Annotated in this window: 16 protein-coding genes; 12 read left to right on the top strand and 4 right to left on the bottom strand. The window is 39.4% G+C overall.

The genetic code is table 11. From position 1 onward, the window contains the following. Nucleotides 1-107 precede the first annotated feature (107 nt). Complete coding sequence (locus Q4557_RS05780) at nucleotides 108-383, bottom strand: HU family DNA-binding protein (RefSeq protein WP_076539954.1); 276 nt, start codon at nucleotides 381-383, stop codon at nucleotides 108-110. 239 nt (nucleotides 384-622) lie between these two features. On the opposite strand from Q4557_RS05780, the gene Q4557_RS05775 reads away from it, so the two are divergent. The 3 genes from Q4557_RS05775 (at nucleotide 623) to rplY (ending at nucleotide 3,224) form a co-directional block, all read left to right on the top strand. Then, a complete protein-coding gene (locus Q4557_RS05775) occupies nucleotides 623-2,050 on the top strand; it encodes a murein L,D-transpeptidase (protein ID WP_303411303.1) in 1,428 nt (475 codons plus the stop codon). A gap of 150 nt (nucleotides 2,051-2,200) precedes the next feature. Beyond that, complete coding sequence (locus tag Q4557_RS05770) at nucleotides 2,201-2,749, top strand: DUF882 domain-containing protein (RefSeq protein WP_303411301.1); 549 nt, start codon at nucleotides 2,201-2,203, stop codon at nucleotides 2,747-2,749. Between the two features lie 187 nt (nucleotides 2,750-2,936). After that, the gene (gene rplY, locus Q4557_RS05765; RefSeq protein WP_076539958.1) at nucleotides 2,937-3,224 is read left to right on the top strand and encodes a 50S ribosomal protein L25; all 288 of its coding nucleotides are present in this window, start codon (nucleotides 2,937-2,939) and stop codon (nucleotides 3,222-3,224) included. Between the two features lie 67 nt (nucleotides 3,225-3,291). Here the strand turns inward: rplY and Q4557_RS05760 are convergent, their stop codons facing one another. The 3 genes from Q4557_RS05760 to Q4557_RS05750 all read right to left on the bottom strand — a co-directional run bounded on the left by Q4557_RS05760 (nucleotide 3,292) and on the right by Q4557_RS05750 (nucleotide 9,735). After that, a complete protein-coding gene (locus Q4557_RS05760) occupies nucleotides 3,292-7,236 on the bottom strand; it encodes a translocation/assembly module TamB domain-containing protein (RefSeq protein ID WP_303411298.1) in 3,945 nt (1,314 codons plus the stop codon). Beyond that, nucleotides 7,236-9,032, bottom strand: a complete 1,797-nt coding sequence (locus Q4557_RS05755; protein ID WP_303411349.1) for an autotransporter assembly complex family protein — start codon at nucleotides 9,030-9,032, stop codon at nucleotides 7,236-7,238. The genes Q4557_RS05760 and Q4557_RS05755 overlap by 1 nt, the downstream gene beginning before the upstream one ends. Before the next feature lie 352 nt (nucleotides 9,033-9,384). Beyond that, a complete protein-coding gene (locus tag Q4557_RS05750; RefSeq protein WP_303411296.1) occupies nucleotides 9,385-9,735 on the bottom strand; it encodes a hypothetical protein in 351 nt (116 codons plus the stop codon). Between Q4557_RS05750 and Q4557_RS05745 the strand changes: the two genes are divergently transcribed. From Q4557_RS05745 to Q4557_RS05705, 9 genes are all read left to right on the top strand, one after another. Further along, the gene (locus tag Q4557_RS05745) at nucleotides 9,734-9,880 is read left to right on the top strand and encodes a hypothetical protein (protein WP_157936132.1); all 147 of its coding nucleotides are present in this window, start codon (nucleotides 9,734-9,736) and stop codon (nucleotides 9,878-9,880) included. The two genes, Q4557_RS05750 and Q4557_RS05745, sit on opposite strands and share 2 nt — an antisense overlap. 232 nt (nucleotides 9,881-10,112) lie before the next feature. Then, nucleotides 10,113-11,153, top strand: coding sequence for an isoaspartyl peptidase/L-asparaginase family protein (locus Q4557_RS05740; protein ID WP_102520246.1), 1,041 nt, complete (start codon nucleotides 10,113-10,115; stop codon nucleotides 11,151-11,153). A gap of 772 nt (nucleotides 11,154-11,925) precedes the next feature. Continuing rightward, on the top strand, nucleotides 11,926-12,519 hold the full coding sequence (locus Q4557_RS05735) for a hypothetical protein (RefSeq protein ID WP_102439886.1): 594 nt from the start codon (nucleotides 11,926-11,928) through the stop codon (nucleotides 12,517-12,519). An 80-nt stretch (nucleotides 12,520-12,599) separates the two neighbouring features. Continuing rightward, nucleotides 12,600-13,001: an ACT domain-containing protein gene (locus Q4557_RS05730; protein WP_303411290.1), complete on the top strand. Its 402-nt coding sequence runs from the start codon at nucleotides 12,600-12,602 to the stop codon at nucleotides 12,999-13,001. A 270-nt stretch (nucleotides 13,002-13,271) separates the two neighbouring features. Then, the gene (locus Q4557_RS05725) at nucleotides 13,272-14,222 is read left to right on the top strand and encodes a GGDEF domain-containing protein (RefSeq protein ID WP_303411288.1); all 951 of its coding nucleotides are present in this window, start codon (nucleotides 13,272-13,274) and stop codon (nucleotides 14,220-14,222) included. 236 nt (nucleotides 14,223-14,458) lie between these two features. Continuing rightward, the gene (locus Q4557_RS05720) at nucleotides 14,459-14,758 is read left to right on the top strand and encodes a hypothetical protein (protein ID WP_303411286.1); all 300 of its coding nucleotides are present in this window, start codon (nucleotides 14,459-14,461) and stop codon (nucleotides 14,756-14,758) included. Nucleotides 14,759-15,356: 598 nt separating this feature from the next. Beyond that, nucleotides 15,357-16,280 carry a transporter substrate-binding domain-containing protein gene (locus tag Q4557_RS05715; protein WP_102439883.1) on the top strand — a complete coding sequence of 308 codons (924 nt, stop codon included), beginning with the start codon at nucleotides 15,357-15,359 and terminating at the stop codon, nucleotides 16,278-16,280. Between the two features lie 6 nt (nucleotides 16,281-16,286). Beyond that, nucleotides 16,287-18,617, top strand: coding sequence for a bifunctional diguanylate cyclase/phosphodiesterase (locus Q4557_RS05710; RefSeq protein ID WP_102439882.1), 2,331 nt, complete (start codon nucleotides 16,287-16,289; stop codon nucleotides 18,615-18,617). A gap of 432 nt (nucleotides 18,618-19,049) precedes the next feature. Further along, nucleotides 19,050-19,466 carry a CBS domain-containing protein gene (locus Q4557_RS05705; RefSeq protein ID WP_076539977.1) on the top strand — a complete coding sequence of 139 codons (417 nt, stop codon included), beginning with the start codon at nucleotides 19,050-19,052 and terminating at the stop codon, nucleotides 19,464-19,466. Nucleotides 19,467-19,515: the final 49 nt, after the last annotated feature.

The raw sequence follows: 19,515 nt of genomic DNA, 5'->3' as shown, positions 1-19,515 counted from the left end.
CTTTGACTTTAAGTTTAGAAGATGATTATGAAATGGTGTAGTTATTGGTAAAAGCCTTGCTGCTATTACTAGTAAAACAAGGCCTTTGAAATGGGATTATGGCTTTATTACTGATTGATGAGTTTTTTCAATCCAGGCGCAGCTTTAAAGCTTGGTTGGTTAAATCCTGGAATTTCCATTGCTTCACCGGTTTGTGGGTTGTAGCCATTTTTCGCTAAATGGTAGCGTAATTCAAATGTGCCAAATTGCGGAATGTAAACTTTTTCACCTTCGGTAAGTGCTTTATGGATCTGAGAAACAATTTGATCGATTTGAATTTTCGCTTGAGATTGTGAGATACCGATGTCCGAGGCCATCACTTGCATGAGTTGTTTTTTATTCATATTAACTGCTGTGAAATTAACGTAATAAGTATTGCGGAGTTTGTTTATAGCAGTTATGCCCATCGTTTAACAGAACTCGACTTATCACAGCTCTACCACTGTCGAATTGCTGCGCTAAATCCGCTATCTATCTCCAACTTTCGTATTATCTTTTAACAGTGTCATATTTTATGTAACACAAGGATGGTATTTCTTTGCCATACTCAAAAGCTCGTAGTCAGTATTTAGGAGGATAATTCATGGTGAGATGCTGTTTTCATCGAGTTGCGTTAACTTTTGCAGTGATATTATTCTTGTATTTTACGCCAATGACTAAGATTGCGGCTTCGGATGCGGTTTATAACACCCTTGCGCAACATGTATTATTGATTTCGTTGACTGACTCCAGTGTTCAATGGCAAGCATATTTAACGATTCTGCGCCAGGGTACAGAGGCTGAAAAGCTTGAATATATCGACACAATACAAAATGAAGTTGATAGGTTTTGGGCTGATAAGTCTGTTGAACTGCAGTATCACAATCTGGCTTCCAACGCTTCACTTCAAAACAAAGTTTTTTCTTTAGAGCCTCCGGTAGATGATTACTTGAGAGTTCTTAACCATATTAGACGATTAATGTGGCTTGATAACCGCCATGAATGGCAGCCAATTGTCCCCGGCGGTTTTTTACGGCCTGGCGATAGTCATCAGACTATCAGTGCTATTTCACAGCGTTTATGGTTACTTGGGGACTTATCATCTCGTTCAGAAGCGCAACATATTTATGATGACACTATAGCGAACGCGGTGGTGTCATTTCAGCAGCGTCATGGCTTAAAAGCCGATGCTGTTATTGGTCCCAATACCTTACATTGGTTAAACCAAACACCTAAACAGCGCGCCATATTACTTGCCAGTAATTTTGTGGCTAAAACCAGTTATCAACATCAACTGTCAGAGCGTTATTTATTGGTAAATATTCCCGCCTTTGAAATGGTGCTAGTCAATGATAGTCAAATCGCCATGACCTCTCGAGTAATTGTCGGCAAGGCCTATCGAAGAACCCCTGTGATGTCAGGACAAATATCCAATGTGGTCATTAATCCTACTTGGACAGTACCTAAAAAGCTGTTACGACGGGATATCTTGCCTAAAGTGGCTAAAGATGGTGATTATTTTCGCGATCGACAATTTGATGTTTTTGATCGAGCTGGGATTAAAATTGATAAAACCGCTGATGAATGGCAAATGGCCGCAACTGCAGCCTTTCCATATCGTTTGGTGCAGCGACCCGGGGAAATTAATGCGTTGGGGCGTTATAAATTTCATTTTAAAAATGATCTGAATATATACTTACATGACACACCAGATAAATGGCTTTTTAATAAGGCAAATCGAGCGCTTTCATCGGGCTGTATTCGCATTGAAAAAGTGCAGCAATTGGCTGAGTGGTTCGCGGATAATGTGGTAATAGATAAACGCACTTGGGCGCGTATGCAGTCTAATCAAAAAAATACTCAATGGTTTTCGCTGTCACAGACCATTCCTGTGCATATAGTGTATTGGAATGCTTGGGTTGGTGAAGATAACTTGGCCCAATATCGAAATGATATTTATCATTTAAATAACACAGATAAAACAGTAGTGGCAAATAATGCAGCAAGCCCATTACAGTTGACGTCACGTTAAGTGCCTGACCTTATTAGAAGTTGCTAAACTGCACATGATTTATACATAACTTATGTTCTTTTAGAGTTGCTATTGTTTGCCATAAGCTTTAAATTCATCCTCGTTTGTGCAAAAAGTGCACAGTTTGAATTTTTAAAAAGTGGTGAGTTAATGTCGTTAGTTTGTCCTTCGCGTAGGCAGTTAATCCTTGGAATTAGTGGGGTGGCTGTCGCTTCAATGTTTTCTAATTCCGCTCAAGCAAGCCGATCTACAATAGGGCAGCGTGATCTGAGCTTTTACAACCGTCATACTGGTGAGCGCGGGCAAGGCAGTTTTTGGGTTGATGGTGAATATAGCAGTGATACTTTAACGCTTTTTAGCAATGTATTACGTGACCATAGACAAAACCAAGCGGCGCCGATGGATAAGCGTTTATATGAAATCCTGTATAAGCTTCAACAGACACTGAATAACTCAGATGAAATTCATGTGATTTCTGGTTATCGCTCTCCGATCACCAATAATATGTTAGCGGCCAACAGTAATGGTGTTGCCAAGAAAAGTTATCATATGAAGGGAATGGCAATGGATTTAGCCATACCCGGCATTGCTCTTAAAACCTTACGTGATGCAGCAATGTCGTTAAAAATGGGCGGGGTTGGTTATTACCCTCGTTCTGGTTTTATTCACCTTGATACTGGCCCGGTAAGAAGCTGGTAAAACCCACGGCCTGATATTTAGCATGATTTAAAGGCTATATAGTTAGTTCATGTGGATAAAATACCGGCGTGATGCTTGTTGACGCTATTTAGCTGTGTTAGAATCCGCGCGCTTAGTTTTATAACGAGCACGAGTTGTTATTGGTCGAAAATAACAACAAAAATTATTTTATATAAGTGAGAATTACATGTCTTATACTATCAATGCTGAAATCCGTACTGAAATCGGGAAAGGTTCGAGCCGCCGCCTACGTCATGCGAATTTAGTTCCTGCTGTAATCTACGGTCCAGGTAAAGAGCCTATTTCTATCAAATTCGCTCAAAAAGATATCATCAACCAACAGTTGAATGAAGATTTCTACACAAGCGAGTTAACTATCGTAATCGATGGCAAAGAAATTAAAGTTCGTGCACAAGCTGTACAGCGTCACGCGTACAAAATGCTTATCGAACACATCGATTTCAAATTTGCTTAATTGCTAATTTGAATGAAAAAAGCGCCTTAAGGCGCTTTTTTTGTGACTAAAATTTGGTTTATAACGCTTAATCAATATCAAAGCTATAGTAAATATCTAAGGATTGATTTAAGTTGCCTGATACGGTTTCTAGGTAAAGCTGTGAAAAAATATAATACCTTACCGTCATTTCATAGCCGGGGTTAAAAACACCAATACCGTATTTCACCATCAAGTCTTCGCCAATATAACCGCTAATGGCAAAGCGTCCTTCATCGTTGGCATCAAGTTGTACATTAGAAAAGCCCATTTTTTCAATTAAGCCCGTCGCTGTTGAGCCAATGTTGTTCATTGCGCCGCCGCCAAACTGTGAGCCTAAGCTTAACGCCGCGCTCATCATTAAAGCATTATTTTGATCATTACCAGAGTTCGCAAAGCCTGTGCCGGTGACTATGTAGGATAGAATTTCGGCTTGCTCTTTGGCAGGGTTTGAAAACAAGGTCACTACTGGCTGCATGGCTGTGCCTGTGACTCTCACGCCTGCGGTGAGATCTTCATCTTTGATTTCTTTTACTGCTTCAATATTTAAGTTGGGTACTGAGCTTGGGCCAACAAACTGCACTTCACCAGTACTGATGGTTAGGGTTTGCCCCATAAATTTATAACTGCCATTATTCACTTTAATATCACCAAATAACAGCGGTGGTTTGAAGGCTTGTTGCTGTAGCAATAATGTTCCTTCTAACTTGCCGTTTAAGCCCATGCCATCAATGTTAAGGTTCTTGCCCACATTAATATTGAGATCGGCGACGATAGCGTAAGGGCTGACTTTTTCTTCTTGTTCTGAAATCGAGTCTTTAAATACCACATCGCTAGATATCGCTACACCACCCTCAGCTAGTTGAACTAATGTAATTTCCCCGCTAGGAATATCGACAGTGCCCGTGATCGCCAGCTGATTTTTACTAAAGTTAATTTTTACATCAGGAGTAATATCCAATATTGCGATAGGGGGCTGAATAAAGGCGAGCTTTTTACCTTTTATATCAATTTCACCATTAAAGTTACCCTCTGGCCAAGCCAACTTACCATTGATATTTGCCTGGCCTTTCCCCATGGTTAAATCGCCTGTTACATTACCTTGTTGGCCAGCGAGCTCCATTATTAAATTGATATTTTCAATCAAAGTCGGGTTGTTTGTAGTGGCAATAGCTGCTTTTGATAGTGTCATTTTGCCACCGACTTCAGGCTCATTTAAAGTGCCTAATAAGGTTAAATCAGTGGAAAACAGTCCTTGTAATGTCGCCAGCTCAGGGAAGAAGCCCTGTAAGCCAGTTAAATCTAACTCGTCAATATTGATATGCCCTGATAGCTCTCTTGAAGGCTGGGTGCTGATGTTAACTTGGCTGCTGATATCTGAGATGCTATCTGCTTGCACTGATAATTGACCCGTTAGTTGCTGCTCATCTAATGTGACATGTAAGTTAACTAAGTCGTAAATGATATCGATGCGATCATTCTCTGAGCGCTTTAATTCTAATTTGCCCTCAGATAAGGTTAAATCAACATCTGCTTGTAACTTTTCAACCTCAGACCAATTCAGTTTGGCATCAAGGCTAGAGTCACCAATCCATACCAAGCGTTCGGGTAATATTGGCTGCAGTAGGCGGCCAGGTGTGCCTTGTGCAAGAATATGAATATCCCCTTGGGTACCAAAATTTGCAGGTTCAATCAGGCACAGGCTATTGCTGGGGTGATTAATGCAAAAAGGACTGGCGCTGCCAAGTTGATTGAGTTGATCCCAAACGATCGTGATGGGCTTATCTAACTGCCAATCTCCGAGCATATTGGTTAAGGATAAGGCGTTAACTTCAGTATCAAAGCGTTGTTTATCTGCCGTGTATATATTGCTCAATTGGGTGTTAATGGCTAGCTCTCCACCCGTAGACAGTTGCAATGTTTGCTGGCCAAGATCTCCTGAGGCGATTAGCTCTACGTCAGTTAAGTCCAGTTCGCTCCAGCTAAAAGCAGTACTGGCGAGATTCACGCTAAATTGATGCTCATTTAACGGTAAGTAGTGACCCGTTAATGTCAGTCTGTCGAGCTTCATATCGGCAAAATCAAAATCGGCCACTTGGCCGTTAATATCAACGATAGGTTGTTTGGCATCGCCAGTGACATCGATTTTTGCGGTAATTGACCCTTTACTATCTGGTAGCCACTGGCTGATGTCAGGTACATCAAGTAATGCATCTACATCCCATACTGTATCTGCTTGACCATTGATAAGTAGGGTTGTGCCGAGGGCTTGTGCTTGTAGGTCTTTGGCATTGATGGCGAAGTTATTATCAAATTGTACCTGACCTTTAACGCTAAGAGGGTACTGATTTAAACTGCCGCTTAAATCACTGTCTACAATATTTACTTCCCAGCTAGTATCAGAAACCTTACCTGTGGTGGTTAATATCCCACTGATGTGGCTGCTAAGCTCGGTGAGTTCATAAAGATAATCGATTTTTTCTAGCTGTAAATCAGTGGTGTCGAGTTTGGCTTGCCAGCTAAAATCATTGCCCCAATCAAGACTCGCTTGACCTGCGATATCCCCCGCATCTGAGCTAATGACAATATCTGCAATATCCACATTGGTATGTGATAGCTGCATTGCGCTATTAACTTCAAGCTGCGGGTGATAGGGGCTGAGGAATTGCCCATCAAGGACAACATGTTGTTGGTTGAAGTCACCGGTACTTGATAATGTTTTGATATCAGTGACATAGTCAGGCTTAATCAAAGGCCACTGAATTTGGGCTTTGCTTATATCAATTCGATAAGGCATTTCGGGCTTACTCAAAGTGATATTTGAGTCAAAATTAATGGTAAAGTCACCTTCAGCGGCAAGGGTAACGGCTAAATCATCAAAGCCGTTGTGTGCACTGAGTTTGATTTTTTGCTGGGTTAATTCAGGAATTTCGGCCACATTGTTAAGGCTAAAATCGGCGTTAATATTCATTGGGTAATCGTGATTTAAACGGATATCGCCTTCTAATGTTGCCTCACCGTAATCATGAGTGATGGCTAATTGCTGCACATCAATTAAGTCATCAACATAGCTGCCTGCTAAGGTTATTTTTGCGAAATCATCGGTTCTTGCTCCCAAGACCATCACGCTGTTATTACTAATCAGTTGTTCAAGGTAAATAGGGAATGACATATAAACCACTGGTAATGCTGCCATAGCCCAGTCGTCATTTACCTCAGTGGTATTGTTCGGCGCTGCAACATCATCACTGGCAAGAGGAATATCAACCAGCAAACCGTCACTATAAAGGTAATTAACTCTTAAGCCTTTGCTATTCCATAGTGCTTTGCCTTGCAAGCGGCTGGCGTTATAGCGCATGTCATTTACGCTGACCTCAACTGAGTTTAAGTCTAATTCGTTAAGGCCAATAACTACAGGTAAAATCAGCGGTTCAGGTACTTCATCTTTACTTTCATTAGTTTTATCAGTGTTAGCTGGCTGATTATCTGCTAATGCAGCTTGAGTTGTTCGAGCGTTTGCAACGGTACTTTCACTAGGCACATCATCGGCAAACTCATCAGTAGCTACTCGTACCCGCACGCCACTTGCGTGTAACTTATCGACACAAATTTGCTTGTTAAACAAACAGGTTGGCAGCCAAGATAAGCTTAAGTCATCAACCTCTACCGCTACGCCATCCATTGACCAGCTTGCATGGTTAAATTCGAGTTGCTTATTGATGGTGCCAGAGCGTAAGTCTAATGCGAGATTAGGCACAAATTGATTGGCTAACATCACTGACATACGTGCGCCGAAAGGCGTGCCAATGAGCACTGCTAGCAAAATTAAAATCAGCAGTGGAATATAGATAATCACTCGAGTGGTATGTTTGAAGTATTTCCATAATCGCGCCCAAAGCGTTAATGGCGGCTTTGCTGGCACTTTATCTAGTGGTGTAGCGTCATGGGCTTCATGGTCGTTATGATGCTGGGGTAGCTTGGATTTTTCTGTCATTACAAATCCGTCCCCATGGTTAAATGAATTCGCCAAGATCTATCGACCGTTTCTGTTTCTTTCAAGCCGACACCTAAATCGAATCTAATGGGCCCGATAGGAGAGATCCAGTGAACGCCGCCGCCGACGGAGGCAATAGGTTCAAATGTTTCTGTATCAAAAGCGTTACCCGCATCCACAAAGCTGGCAAGTCGCCATGTGTCAGTTAAATAAAATTGATACTCTAAACTGCCCACCATCAAATAACGACCGCCGACAACCTGACGTGACGTGCTACCGTCTTCGTTGGTGTATTCAATGAATGGCCCTAGCTCTTGGTAGCCATAACCGCGAATACTCTGATCGCCACCGGTAAAATAACGTAGCGAAGGTGATATTTGGGCGATATCGTCACTATCAGCAATGTTGGCGCCTAAGTCGAGTCGGGCTACAAAACGATGCCGCTCGAAAAAGGTATCAATCCATTTAAAGTTAGCTTCAAATTTTAACAGTCGAATTTCAGAGCCTAAATTAGGGTCACCATATTGCATACTGTAAATATGACGGTAGCCCGACTTGGGGTCTAAGGTGTTATCGCCGCGAACGGTTTTGCCAATACCAAAGCCTGCAAGAAGGAATTTTGAATCGTAATCAATATTGGATTGATTATAAAGCTCTTGGCTATATTCAAGTGAATAACCAAATAGCCATTGGTCGGCTAGGGTTTGTTGTCTGATCACCCCGAGTAAACGTTTCTCTGACTCTAGCTGGCCAGTGTAATCGTAGCTTCTATCTTCTTCATTATAATCTTGGGTAACGCCATATTTATCTCGCAGTAATCCAATCTTAAATTGTAGCTGATCATCTAACGGGTGCTTTAACGGAATAGTATAGGTGGTTAAAAACTTAGGCCTGTCAGGTGACCATTCCATAGTAGTTTCTTGAGTATGGCCATAGCTGTTAATTTGCGGCATCCGCCAAGTGAGCCTGACCCTTGGCTCAATGGTTTTTTCGGCATTGGTACCAATATCGGCACCCAAACCTAATTCAAATGAGTGTGTTGGTCTTGGGCTTAAGTCAACTCTGATGGGGACATCGACGTCGGTCATGGCATCAACTTGTGGTAACACTTTGATATTACTAAAGTAGCCAGTATCGATAAGGTTGCGGTTCAATCGATTTAACCGCCGGGTTGAATAATTTGAATTGGGTTTAAACGGGATGAGTTTTTTCATTAACTCATCATTGAGAGTATGACCATGAAACTCGACGTTACCCAGTTGATAGCGTCTACCTGAGTCATAATGCAAGTGGATTTTAGCGGTATTCACATCCCGATTAACCACCACTTCAGCCCGTGAGAATTTTCCATCGAAGTAGCCTCTGGCCATAGCTAATGTAACCAGCTGATTTTTTAACTCTTGGTATACGCCGTGATCTAACACATCACCAGGTTTGATAGTTAACTGATCAAGCCAACGATTAAAGCTGTTATCTTCAATCATTTGCTCACTGAATTTAATGTCTATCCACTGAACAATGGTAGGCGCACCTTCATCGATATCGATGTTAAGTTTCCAGGGGCCCTTGGTCGCTTCTTCAACGTTAATCGATACTTTTGCGTGATAATGGCCGATGGATTCCAGCGCGGCGTTAACATTGTCTTCTACAGTAAATAAATAGGCTCTGCGTTGTACTTCAGAATCAGGGTTATTGCCTAAATGCGCTTGGATATTTTTGGTTAACCGTCCTGATGCGCCCGTTACCTTGACCGTTAACCAGTTATCTTTTGCCCAAGCGAAATTAGGTACCATCATGACAATGGCAGCAAAGGCGACAACGCAATATTGAAAAGATTTAAATAACAATTATAGGATGCTTATAAAGGCCATAAACTCATACTGTATTGTCGCTAGAATATGTGAAACAGGCAAGTTGTGGATTAAAATTAACCTTTGAAATGCATAGAAAGAATCGTCTGATTAAAGCATTAATATAAAAACCAGTCATTCCAGTGCTCGGCTTAAGATAGGTTTTGGCCATGCAAGGTCAAAGCTACCTTGATTTTACCTTAATGTTGGAGTGATTTAATCGTCCAAATAAAAAAGCAGAACTAATTACTGTTCTGCTTTGTTGTTTAGTGTTGGTGAAGCTATTAAATTAAGGTTTTTAGAGTTGTCTTAACAAAGAGAATGCTTGTTGAGTACAATCTTGAGTCACCACAAATCCCACCATGTTATCAGCGCTGTCATAGCCTTTGGCGACAATGCCTTGAGATTGAACATCAAGATTCCAACGTGATACTGAACTAGAGTCGGTTTTACCACCTATTTGAATGGGGTAATTAGGGGTTTTAACCTTGACCATCATATTTAGCAGTGTCACCTTGGTTGCTTCTCCCAATAATGTTTTCCCTAATGCAGCAGCGCTAATTAAGGTCGGTTGTAAATACGCTTTTACTTGCCCTTCAAATTCAGCGCAATCCCCTAAAGCGTATATATTAGCATTAGACGTTTGCATGAACTCGTTAACACATATGCCGCGGTTAACCTCAAGCTTGGCAAGTTATTTAGCTAATAGTGAAAAACTGACTGCGATCGCCAAACCGCTGGGCTTGAGTGCAGGTAAATTACATCGATTAATGAAGCGGCTTAATTTAAAGTAAATAATGCCTTCATTAATCTAAAACGATTTAAGGATTTCTGTGGGTTCAAAATTACCCCGTAGGGTGGAATATGGCGCATTTGTGCTGGCAGGGCTTATTATCATGGCTTCGTCACTATCACTATCTCAAAGTGATGAGTTGCAGCTTTGATTAATATTACTTTTCCCATAGAATCAATTCACTTAGAGTATAATTTAGGGCTATAACTTAGACTGTAAGCCCCTTGATAAATATGAGAATAACAATGAATAAATTAACCATGTTGTCATGTATCACCTTGCTGGTTTCGTCTTTTGGCAGTGTTGCCAATGACAAGCCGTTTGCCATTGCGATCCATGGCGGAGCAGGCACGATAAATCCCAGTAGTTTTACTCCTGAGCAAGAACAAGCCTATCGCGCTAAATTAAAAGAGGCCGTTGATACGGGTTATGTGGTGTTAGAAAAGGGCGGTTCAAGCCTTGAAGCAGTAACTCAAGCTATTAATGTTTTAGAGGATTCGCCATACTTTAATGCAGGCAAAGGGGCGGTTTATACCCACAATGAACAGCATGAAATGGACGCCTCTATTATGGATGGAAAAACCATGAATGCAGGCGCTGTATCGGGGGTTAAGCACGTTAAAAATCCCATTGATTTGGCGCGTTTGGTGATGGATAAATCAGTACATGTGATGCTCTATGGCGAAGGCGCTGAAGAGTTTGCCTTAACCCAAGGGGTGCCGCTGGTTGCCAATGAGACTTTTAATACTCAACACCGCTATGAATCATTGCAACGGGCTAAAGCTAAAATGGAGCAAGCAAAATTAGATAATAAAGACTATATCGCTTCCCATAATGCACTCGATGTCGAATTTAAAGTGGGCACAGTGGGCGCGGTAGCTCTGGATAAAAGTGGCAATATTAGTGCGGGTACATCAACAGGAGGCATGACCAATAAGCGTTATGGTCGTATTGGTGACGCACCCGTTATTGGCGCAGGCACTTATGCTGAAAACGGTGTCTGTGCAGTATCAGCAACTGGCCATGGTGAATATTTTATTCGCTACCATGTGGCTGGGGATATTTGCGCCAAAGTGAAATACCAAGGTAAATCCATTATTCAATCTGCCGATGAAGTGATTAATCAGCGCCTTATCACTGCGGGTGGCACCGGCGGGGTTATCGCTATTGATCATCGCGGCAATATTGCCACACCATTTAATACCGAAGGTATGTACCGTGCGACCCGTAAAAAGGGTGAACAAGCCCAAGTGATGATTTGGCGAGATAAGTAAGCCCTTTAGTGCGTTTTTTAATACAAGTATTAAGCACTAGCTAAAAAGGCATCAAGTATTCACTTGGTGCCTTTTTTCTTTTAAGCCTTGTTTAAAACTGTTTAAAACTGTTTAATGTGATTGTGCTTGATTATTAATCACTTGAGGCGGGCAAATATTCCCTTTATCTTAATAGGGTTATTCAAATGTTGAGCTTGTGGTGAATTGTATTAGCAAGATCAATGCTAATAGGTATTACATAAGCGTGAGTCAGCGGTAAGCGATTAAAGTTTCTATAGTGCAAATAGAAAGTGATTGATGGTAACTCGTTAGCTGTTGTTGGACTATAGTTAATAATTCTATTTTTGAAATAAAATGGTCGTTGCTTTGTGTTTTTGTTGCAAAGTTTACAGCTTGTTTTGTTACTGCTTTATGGCTGTTGTACATAAGTATAAAAGTCGAGTTTATATGAGCTAAGCCTCAAATTATCCGTGAGTTAGATACACAAAACCGTATAGTTATACTGAATTATGATTATGTACCAGCCTCAATAACAAGCTAGCTAAGCACAACACTAAACATAGGTTGTGAGACACAAGCTAAGTAAATGAATATTGAAGGTAGGCGATTAATGGGAAAGTCATTTTTTACATTGAATTTGAATGAATACACGCAAGTTGTGATTTGAAGTCAAAAGGCTACAAATACCTAAACGGCGCTGTTAGCCAGTAATGCAAAGACGATATGTAGTATTTAGGAATTTCTTTAAGATTAAGTATTATTAAGGCTAGTTATGAAAGTGGTTAAAGATGGTGTTTACGAGACGGCAAAAATGAACGTTGTGATTGAGGCTAGCTCTGTCATTAAAACATTCAAAAAGGTGAAGGATTACAAGAAGCGCTACTTCAGAGAAAAAATAGCCTTACAACGATTAATCGGGCTCGATAATTTCCCAAAACTACTTCATTTCGACGATGAAAATACCACGCTGACCATGAGTCGTTTAAAAGGTACTGCACCAGAAACCTTATCAGTGAAACAAATTATCCTGTTACGGGAAATGGTTGCCAATATGCTCGCTCAAGGTGTCGCGCGCCATGCAATGCCTGTGCGAGATTTATTAGCAGACAGTGATGAGAACCTGGGCATGGTTGATTTCGAAAGAATTACATTTCGAAGCTTTGAATGGTCGCCAATTTGGTTGATTGCCAAAAAGGTCAGTCATTACCATTTATATCGTTTAATACGAACTTATCAGCCGCAACAATTAACTGAACAAGAATATGCTTTTCTTGCAAAAACTGACACTATTCGTGATTATCTAATGAAGCTAAAACCATTAAAATTAAAACTAAAAAACATGTTTAAAAACCGCAGTAATAAGTAAGTATTAACTTGCCCCGTGATATAGCGATTTATGCCAAGCTTTAGGTTTAATAATAGCGTGTCAGCAATAGAGCGGTCATCATGTCAGGTATTACAGAATTAAATGCACTATTAAAGTCGATGGAGCCACAACTGCTGCCAGCAGAATTTGTGTTCTGTAAGGTTTCAGGTACGTTAGTTGATTATATTTCCCTTAATCCTGTCGCCACATTTTGTGAAGCAGAAGGATTAACGTTAGTGTTGGAAAAAACTGCCGCCCAACAAGCAGGTTTAGGGTTTGAAGGCTCATTTCGCCAAATAACCTTAACAGTGCATTCAAGTCTTGAAGCTGTAGGGTTAACCGCGGCGGTATCTGCCAAATTAACGGCTTATGGTATTAGTGCTAACGTCATTGCGGCTTATTATCACGATCATATCTTTGTTCCATCAGCTAAGGCCGAGTTGGCTCTTTTAGCCTTAAAAGAGTTTAGTGCAGTCACTTAAAGCAATTCTATCAACTTGCTTTAAGTTAGTTGGCCATCGCTACTATATTTAACTTAGCGTAGTATTAAACTGCCTTGATACGATTCAACAAACTGCAGCTAAAGTTGCAATTCCTAATCTAGGTGTTAATGTTATTTTTAAATCTTTGATTGGTATGGATCATAGCTTGAATTGTGATAATTCGAGCTTTGTTTAAAATGGATAAAGGCTGAGAAGACATCTTGCTTCGACGTTTTATAGCTTATATTTAACTAAAGGATTAAGCTAATAATGATAGGTAAACACAATAAAATGTCAGGGAATGACTATTTTCTTTTCTTTTTAGAAAGCAGCTCAGATTTTATTTATTTTAAAGACAGTGATTTTCGATTTACCTATGCCAGCAGACCTTTTCTGGATCTTCTGCAAATAAAAAACCTTGAAGATATTATCGGAAAATCAGACTTTGATCTTTTTGATGAGGAGCATGCCGCTCATTATCGACAGGTTGATAAAGACATATTAGCGGGTAAAGTTATTGATTCATTGCAAGAAACTTATTTTGATCAACATGGGAAGCTGTGCTGGATAAGCACCAGCAAAACCCCGATTTTTAATGATTCTAACGAAATAATAGGCATGTTTGGGATTAGCCGAGATATCACCCGAATAAAAGAATTAGAAGCGGAAACAACCAAGCTTGCCCAAACTGATAATTTAACCGGATTATGCAACCGTAACAGCTTTTTACAGCAGTCAAGATATACACTCAACCTTGCTCAGCGTAGCGGGAGCCATGCTTATTTATTCTTTATTGATGTAGATAGGTTTAAAGGCATTAATGACACCTATGGTCACCCATGTGGCGATGCTATTTTAAAAGAGATAGCGAGTCGCTTACAGCTTTCATGTCGAAAATCAGATTGTATTGCACGATATGGCGGTGATGAATTTTTAATATTGGTGACCGAAAATGATAGTTTAGGCATCCAAACTTTAGCTCGCAAAATTCATGAACTCAACAGTGAAACAATTACATACGAACAAACTACTTTTAATCTGTCATGCAGTATTGGGGTAGCCAAATTCCCAACAGATGCAGAAAATGCAGAAGGTTTAATAAAAGTTGCAGATGATTTGATGTATGAAGCTAAGAAATTAGGAAAAAATCGAACAGTGTTTTCACCTCAAATCGTCTTTACTTCAAATGATAACGAATGGGACGGTAAAGTCATTGGCTAGTCCTACCTTGTGCCTTGCTGGGTTAATGTGGCAAAAATGCAACGCAGTAATTAAAGTCGCTGTGATTTTTATATGAAGTCTCTATATCAGCAATTCATGCTATGACTGTTATAGCCTGCCATCGCTTAACTCAGCGCTTAATTGACCTGATCCATTAACTGCTCCATGCTATTGCCAATTAATTTAAAAGCCCTATTACAGCAATCTAATTATTCAATCTGCTGATGTTGTTAAATTTGACTACACTAAATACTTCGGCTACAGACTTTATTGGCATTGCACGAACTATGGCGGTAGACCCTGATTTTCCCAATAAGTTAATTGAAAATCCAAACTATGGCATGCCGCTAACTGTTCCAACTACTGGCAAACCTGCGCTAGACAAAATAGGCATGGTTGGACTGGTGTGGTATGAACACCAAATGTGGCGTATCGCCGCAGGTAAAAAAGCCGACCCCAAATTAAGTGCCCTTGGTGTGGTGTTCAAAACTATTCTAAGTGCTGGTTTACATGCGTTTAAAAAGCGCCGGGCATAGGCAGAAAGCACATAAAAGAACAGGGCTTTATTCATCGATGTCGTGACTCTACCCTCAACGAAAATGTTGCTCGGACATGTTGTAACGTCGATGAGTTCAGCTCACATTTATGTAAGCGGGGCATGTTAAATTCTAAACATCGACCCTAAACTCTAAACATTAGCTGAGATAGGTAATGGATTAGATTAAAGCAAGAACAATTAAGTACAGCTTTGGCTAGCCTCGAGCATAATCATCGAGCTTTCCATTTCGGGAAGCAAAGCCCTTTATAATGATGTGCTAATCAAATCTCTGATAAATTTTATTTTGAATATCTTGTATTAGCTTTTTATCTCCTGTCTGTATACATCCTAAGTAACCTTCTGTTTTTAAGTTATTTAATTAATTTTAAATGAGCCTAAATTAATATTTTTTGTCAAGAAAGCATGAAGCTAAAATAAGTTTTTGTTACTCCGGGAACAGAAAATAATTGACTGATGAACCATAATGTCATTTGAAGTGACATTGTTATCAAAGATAACAAGATGAATATCGTCTATATTGATGTGGTGAGTATCTATTTGTATTAAGTGGGTAGTTTAAATTAGTTGGAAGTAAAATGTTAAATAAAAGAAGCCATATAAACTTATTAAATACATTATGGTTGTTTTGTATTGTTATTTTTAGTCCTCAGTCTCTTGCGTATGATCTTCAAGAGGTTAAGGAATCAGGGGTGCTCAGGCATATTGGCGTTCCCTATGCAAACTTTGTCATTCAATACCCACAAAACGAGAAAACAGTCCTAACAGGTCTCGATGTGGAGCTTATGCAAGGCTTTGCAGAATATTTAGATGTTGAATATCAATTTGTTGAAGCATCTTGGAGCAACCTAATTGGTAAAATTAATGGCCAAAATGCAATCTTTGTAGACAAAAATATTCAGTTAGGATCAAAAGAAGCAATACAAGGCGATGTTATTTCTAATGGATATACCATTCTTGATTGGAGGACTCAACTTGTCGATTTTTCCGAAGTGTATTTTCCATCGGCAGTATGGCTAGTCGCGCGGACAGATTCTAGCTTACAGCCAATTAAGCCTAGTGGTTCGATTACTACTGATATTCAAACGGTAAAATCAAAGCTTTTGGGAAGAGATGTTTTGGCAATGAAGCAATCTTGCTTAGATCCAGATTTATATAATATGGCGCAAACAGGGGCCAATATTATCTTGCCAGTAAAGGCGCGCAAGCTAAATGAAATGGTTCCCGCTATTCTAAATCAAGATGCTGAAAGTACCTTGCTTGATGTACCAGATACACTGATTGCACTGCAAAAGTGGTCGGGCGAAATAAAAGTCATTGGCCCAATATCTGAAGAGCAGCGTATGGCTGTCGCATTCCGTAAAAATTCACCTGAATTACGAAAAGCATTTAATACTTATTTTAAAACAACATTAGTTGACGGCAGTTACATAAAGTTAGTAAAAAAATATTATCCCGATGTCTTCTATTTTTATCCTCAATTTTTTGAAACGTTAGATTAATAGCTGATGAAAGTGATAAAGTTTTTTAGTACTAAAAGTATCATCATAATTGGTGCCGCTATTCTGATTGCGTATCTTGGGTTAATTCTTACTGTCACTCATTTTGGGCAGAGTAAACTCCAAAAATCTCAGGTTAACGTATTGCAGCTTGAGGTCAGTCAATATGTAAAAACCATTGAGTTTATTCTTTCAGTGAGTCAACAATATGTCATTGATTTAGAAGATGATAAAACGGTTAGTACTTTTTTTGCTAATCTCCATTCCGGTATGTCTATGGAGTATGGGCTTGGTTCAAGTTTAACTAATTTACAAAGGCAGTTAGGTTCTTTTGTTGTAAATAGTCAATTAGATGAGCATAAAATATTCAATCGTGTGGTGTTAATTGATTTGTCTGGCAATGCAATCGCAGATACTCATACTGATTTATTTTTTGATAAGGCGAACATTTCAAAGGAAAAAAGCCTAGAACAACAAAGTGAGATTTTTGTAGTAGAAGGTTCCAACGGATTAAAAATACAGTTACATAAAACCGTTTTTCATCAAAGAAAACCTGTTGGAGTATTTGTTGCTGACCTTAATTTACACTTGGTCATCAATCAACTTAAATTACAAAATACTGCTGACCGTCATAGTCGTTTGCAGCTGACAGCCCCTAATGGTAAATCATTACTCATCTGGGACTCTATTTCATCTGACAATAAAAATAATCTCACTTTAAAGCCTGAATTAGCCAATAACATTGCAATTGATAATGAAATTGCAGGTGTTGATTTGTATTTAGAGAGTTGGTTTGAACCTATTTTTGATCAAGATATTCTTACTTCTTCTAATTTCACTTTAATCCTTTCTTTTCTTGCTATCCCCTTGTTATTTGGTCTTTATTACTTATTGAAAATTGATAAGAGTAATACCATTTTACGCACTCAAATTAATGTTTCGGTTGAAGAGCAAGATAAATTAAGTCAGCAAAATGTTTTGTTAGAACGTGAAATAAAAAGGCGTAAACAGTCGGAAAGTCAACTCGCTTATCAAGCAACCCATGACGAACTTACCGGCTTGGTAAATAGGAATGTTAGTCATACATACTTAAGTCAAACTATTCAGCAATCACAAATAAACAACACTGAAATATTAGTCATGTTTATTGATTTAGATAACTTTAAGAAAATTAATGACACACTAGGCCATGCAGCTGGAGACGATATCCTTAAAATGGCAAGTCGTCGCCTACTTGATACCGTGTATGAAACGGATATGGTTGCCCGGTTGGGAGGTGATGAATTTTTACTCATTGCTCAGTCTCAAATGAATATAGGTAGAGCAACAGATCTGGCAACTAAAATTCTTAGTATTTTTGATGAACCATTTATCGTAAATGACTTTGAATTTTTTATAACGGCGAGCATTGGCATGTCTATGTATCCAATGGATGGATATGACCCTGAAACATTGCTGAAAAATGCAGATATGGCCTTGTATCGTGTGAAAGACTCTGGCCGGAATGACTTTAGTTTTTATGACTCAAGTTTAAATGAGTCTTTACAGCAGAGTGTTTTATTAGACAAGCGTTTACGCTTAGCCATTAACAATAATGACATTGAGATGTACTATCAACCGATTATTGAGCTAAAAAGTGGCAAAATTGTCGCAGCAGAAGCCCTTATGCGATGGCATGATAACGAGTTAGGCTTTGTTGCACCTGATATATTTATACCGTTGGCAGAAAAAAACGGTTTGATCCATCAACTTGGTGAATTGGCACTTTTGCAAGCTTGCTATAATACGGCAGAATGGCAAGAAATTACCCCAATAAATATAGCGGTTAATTTTTCTAGTGTGCAATTTAGGTATTGTAATGCTCTCCTCGAAAAAATTGAAACAGCCTTAAATGAGAGTCAACTCCCTGCAGATAAATTGACCATTGAAATTACAGAAAGTCTCTTGATCGATCATAATAAAGACTTACTTAATATGCTTAATAAGGTTGATAAACTTGGCATCGGTCTGTCTATTGATGATTTTGGTGTGGGGTATTCATCATTAAGTTACTTACAAAAATTTCCATTTTCAAAACTTAAAATAGACAAAGCATTTATGGATGGTTTGCAAACGAATGCAGCTAATCGGTCATTAGTGACAGCAATATTCGCAATGGCAAATGCACTAAATTTAAAAGTGATCGCTGAGGGAATAGAAGAGCCATATCAAGCGAAATATTTAGCCGATATGAAATGTGAATTTGGTCAAGGGTATCTGTTTAGTAAAGCGGTAACCGCTGATGAATTTAAACAGTTATTACTTAAAGATAAACAACACCCTTTAGGCTTGGTCATTTAACCAACGGATTATACATGGCTTACATAGTCATTTTATATGATTCAGCTAGACCCTTTCTAACTCCTATTGAATCTAGTCGTCATTCAGTGGTTTAGCGATTATCCATTTGCGACTATCCATTTGCGATTAACTGGCCAAAGGGGGTAGCGAATCAAAGTGACCAAACGTGTCTATCTAAATATGAGTTTTAACTAACTTCTCAAGCGGACAAAACGTAAACTAAACTCCCCCATGTATTCACAAACACAAATTCCTGTTACCGCAATCGACTTATTCAATCAACGAATGTTGTTAAATTTGACTACACTAAATAAGTGAACCGACAAATAGCAGTCACTGACGATCTCATTTTAGCCTGTTGAATTTAATGAATTAAGCTTCAGTGGTTCGGTCAAGCGTAAGCGCATAAAAACGATTTAAGGGGTAAATATTATGGATTCAATAAAAATATCTGATTATATGGATCGACAACCCGTACTGTTAAAAGCCGATATGTCACTGGCTACAGCTGTGGAGCATTTATTAAGCAACAAAAAAGCGGGCGCCGCCGTTATTGATAATAGCGGCGCATTGGTAGGCTTTTTATCTCAGCAAGATTGTATGTCGGTAATGCTTAAAAGTAGTTATCACTGCGATATGACAGAAACTGTGAAAGATTGCATGCAAACAGAGGTACTAACCGCATCGCCCGATGGCAGTATTTTACAACTTGCAGAGCAAATGCTGGGGGCGAAACCTAAAATTTATCCGGTAGTAGAAGGCGGTAAAGTGATTGGCACCATTAACCGAACCAATGTACTAAGTGCGATGAATTTGTACATGCAGCAATGTTATTTAACCCCAGCATAGGCAGGAAAAGTCTAAACTAATACCATTCAGTCTAGTTCCTTGCTAGGAT

Source organism: Shewanella sp. 5_MG-2023 (assembly GCF_030547465.1).
GTDB lineage: Bacteria > Pseudomonadota > Gammaproteobacteria > Enterobacterales > Shewanellaceae > Shewanella.
This window is presented reverse-complemented; position numbering and strand designations above follow the sequence as displayed.